This window comes from Vibrio thalassae (genome assembly GCF_900089835.1).
Taxonomy (GTDB): domain Bacteria; phylum Pseudomonadota; class Gammaproteobacteria; order Enterobacterales; family Vibrionaceae; genus Vibrio; species Vibrio thalassae.
In genome coordinates this window covers 1-2,998 of record NZ_OANU01000019.1, presented here as the reverse complement: position 1 = coordinate 2,998, position 2,998 = coordinate 1, and the positions used below count along the sequence as shown (strand labels likewise).

The following is a 2,998-nucleotide window of genomic DNA, read 5'->3' as shown; positions in this document are numbered from 1 at the left end:
AATCGCTTTCTTTCGATATTTTGGAACAATCACAACGTGATATTTGCAATAATGTTTAACGTGAGCTTGGCTCTGCCAGTCTCTCATATGACCTCCTTTGAACTTGCCGGTTCTATAAAGGAGGTCATTTTCCCATCGATGCACGCTGTTACGGCAGAGCCTTTTCGAGTCACACCGCCAGAGGCGGTGGTTTACCAAGTTTCAATTAATAGAGTCGTCATCGTCATTTTCAGGTACGTGCAGCCCACTTGCACTATAAGTGAAGTCCAAATCACGTTTCCCGCCCTGGCCACCTGTTATCAACTTTTCCAAGGTTTCGATTTTCTTTTCTGCTGAAACGGTCGTTCCACAAAAAGCTAGTGTGCTTAATGCATCGCCAATCAAATCATCAAGCGCTTGTTTTTGCTCCGGTGTACTGTCTGAATCTTTATGTTTCTTTAATAGTTCCAGCAACCTAATCGCCATTTTTTTATTTAATTTTTTGCTGCTTTTTATCGCCCTGCGCGAAATAAATGCGTAGTATTCTGGCGACATATACCAACTGTTGACGTAATGACTTTTACGTCGCATGTCGAACGTCGATAGATAGATGTACGCTTGCATCAAATCAATATGGCTTCGGCTAGACCAGTAGTACGTTAGCATAATGTTGCGACTCGACTTTAGCGCGCCAAGCAAGGTAGGTGCGTGATCTCCAAATTGATTTCGATCAAAGCCTTGGACGCTCTCACCGTCTATTTCCAAGCTGGATAAGGCGAATGCCGTGGACTCCAACACAAAGCTGTGCGAAATCAAGATGTCATGCAACTTTTTGAGTACGCCACAACCAACGGTTGTTCGACCGGAGTTGATGTTGCGATGCTGACTTTCATTAATGCCCACGTAATCTAGCCAATCTGTGAGTTTGTACAATGGTTTGTTTAACGTGAACACTGCTTTGTACTCATGCATCGTTGCCCGGTTTCGGATGATAAAATCGGTATCGAGTGGTAGTGGTGTGTTCTCGTACAGCGTATATTGTTTCTTTGCCGATTGGAGTATATCGATATCCTCAACAGTTAAGCTTGCCTTTCCACCAATTGACTCATGCAGCTCCAGTAGTTTTCGTGCGTTCACCAGGAAAGGTCCGTGGATCTCCTTTTTAAAGCCGTTTTCCGAAACCCGTTCAATTTCATAAAAGTACATATGATCACCTCAGCGTTGGCTGTTCTGGTCATAAGCTAACATCCCTGTTTTTGTGCCACCATCAAAACATGTATTTTTGCAGGATTTTTTTTCGTGGATATATGAGCTGTTACAGCTCAATGCGGTATCGATATTCACCCCATTTTTTTTCTGTCCTTTTTAACCCCCCTTTAAGCTATATGAATGTTGGATCATTCACCTATATTTTGCCCTTCTCCAGATTCACCCCGTTGACTTTTTTAACTAAATGGCATTTTGTGCCACTAAAAGCCATTTTATGCCACTTAATGCCACTTAATGCGTTTTGTGCCACTTAATGCCATTTTGTGCCACTTGGTGCCGCTAATGCACTCAATGCCACTTTATGCCACTTAATGCCATTTTGTGGCATTGGTACAGGTGTCACTGAGAAATTGCGGCTCTTCGACGTTTCTAGTGGATTTGGATTAAAATAGGCATCTCCTAAATAGGCTCTAATACAAGGTCCAGTCACATTGAATTCTTCTGATATTTGTATGCTCGGGTTGGGGCTGCAAGCCCCCTGGAAACTTATCGACCAATCCCTTAATACAGAACATTCTCCTTATGAGCTTCACCTACACGTGGGGGCTGAACGTGGAGAGCTTTACTCGTGTCCAGAATGTGGCGTTCCTTGCTCTGCACATGACTTCAAAGAGAAAACATGGCGTCATCTCAACTTTTTTCAGCACCATTGCTATATCACAGCGAAGATACCTTGAGTTCACTGCAAAACTCATGGGGTAAGGCTCATCGAAGTGCCTTGGGCAAGACCGGGTAGTGGTTTTACTTTGCTGTTCGAAGAAGTGGCCTTAACACTCGTAAGAGAGATGCCCGTTAACGCTGCCGCTAAGTTTATGGAAGTGACGGATAAGCGGCTTTGGCGAGTGGTGGAACATTACGTGGAACAAGCTTTATCACGACTTGACCTCTCACTCATCTCTTCAAGCTTTTGGATTTGATGAGACAGCTTCAAAGCGTGGACATAATTACGTCACTGTTTTCATCGATATGGCTCGTAAAACCCTACCCGTTGTATTTGCTATACCAGGAAAAGGAAAGAAAACAGTCTCTGAGTTTAAAACCTTTATTGAAAAGCATGGGGCGCAACCTGAGCAAGTCCTTGAAGTCGTATGTGATATGTCCCCGCCCTTTTTAAGCGGTGTCAAAGATGAATTTCCGAAAGCGAATGTAACCGTCGACTGGTTCCATGTTGTGCAGTTATTTACTCGAGCAGTCGATGAGGTTCGGAAAGAGGAAAGAAAGCACAGTGACATGCCTAAGGCGCTTCGTTGGGCAGTTTTAAAGAACGCTGAAAGTCCAATGACAGATAAGCAAGCACAAGCTTTACTTGACCTAGAACAGTATGAGCTTGAGACAGCGAAAGCTTGGCGAGTTAAAGAAAAGTTACGCTGGATAAGAGAAGCGAAAACGACTCAAGCCGCCCGTTGGCGCCTGACAAATTTCATCAAGTTTACACTTGACGAAATCAGGAAGTTCAGATGCTTTAGAGCCCGTAAGAAAAGCTCTAGCCACCTTAGAAAAGCACTCGGAGAGAATTCTTCAACGCTGGACTTCGACCTATACTAACCTGAGATCGGTTTAAGCCATCGCCATCAATCCTGTCTTTTCAGTGTTTGTGATGTTGAGTGATGGCTTTTCTGGTTTCAGACAGTAAGCGATTAGTCCGCCAAGTAAATTCAACATAAAACCATGTAAGCTGCGATGCCTTGAGTGCTCTATTTGAGATATATTCTTTAATTGGTCATTAATCGTTTCAATAATGAACCTTTTT

Annotated in this window: 6 protein-coding genes; 3 read left to right on the top strand and 3 right to left on the bottom strand. The window is 43.5% G+C overall.

The genetic code is table 11. The annotated features are described in order from the left end of the window. Nucleotides 1-201: 201 nt before the first annotated feature. On the bottom strand, nt 202-1,185 hold the full coding sequence (locus VTH8203_RS08205) for a hypothetical protein (RefSeq protein ID WP_096993232.1): 984 nt from the start codon (nt 1,183-1,185) through the stop codon (nt 202-204). Nucleotides 1,186-1,498: 313 nt separating this feature from the next. Beyond that, nucleotides 1,499-1,678 carry a hypothetical protein gene (locus tag VTH8203_RS24460; RefSeq protein WP_158296094.1) on the bottom strand — a complete coding sequence of 60 codons (180 nt, stop codon included), beginning with the start codon at nt 1,676-1,678 and terminating at the stop codon, nt 1,499-1,501. 1 nt (nt 1,679) lies between these two features. Here VTH8203_RS24460 and VTH8203_RS08200 point away from each other — a divergent pair, with 1 nt between their 5' ends. The 3 genes from VTH8203_RS08200 to VTH8203_RS08190 are packed head-to-tail and all read left to right on the top strand — an operon-like array spanning nt 1,680 to nt 2,793. After that, nucleotides 1,680-1,925, top strand: a complete 246-nt coding sequence (locus VTH8203_RS08200; RefSeq protein ID WP_158296093.1) for a transposase family protein — start codon at nt 1,680-1,682, stop codon at nt 1,923-1,925. Between the two features lie 36 nt (nt 1,926-1,961). Further along, the gene (locus VTH8203_RS08195) at nt 1,962-2,165 is read left to right on the top strand and encodes a helix-turn-helix domain-containing protein (RefSeq protein ID WP_158296092.1); all 204 of its coding nucleotides are present in this window, start codon (nt 1,962-1,964) and stop codon (nt 2,163-2,165) included. Nucleotides 2,166-2,214: 49 nt separating this feature from the next. Then, nucleotides 2,215-2,793, top strand: a complete 579-nt coding sequence (locus tag VTH8203_RS08190) for a transposase (RefSeq protein WP_244181170.1) — start codon at nt 2,215-2,217, stop codon at nt 2,791-2,793. 12 nt (nt 2,794-2,805) lie between these two features. Here VTH8203_RS08190 and VTH8203_RS08185 read toward each other — a convergent pair. After that, nucleotides 2,806-2,998: transposase (locus VTH8203_RS08185; RefSeq protein ID WP_279627160.1), on the bottom strand; the 193-nt coding region annotated here is incomplete at its 5' end.

Coding starts and splice junctions, on each gene's coding strand:
- VTH8203_RS08205 (WP_096993232.1), bottom strand. CDS start 1,185: ATGTACTTTTATGAAATTGAACGGGTTTCGGAAAACGGCTTTAAAAAG.
- VTH8203_RS08190 (WP_244181170.1), top strand. CDS start 2,215: ATGGCTCGTAAAACCCTACCCGTTGTATTTGCTATACCAGGAAAAGGA.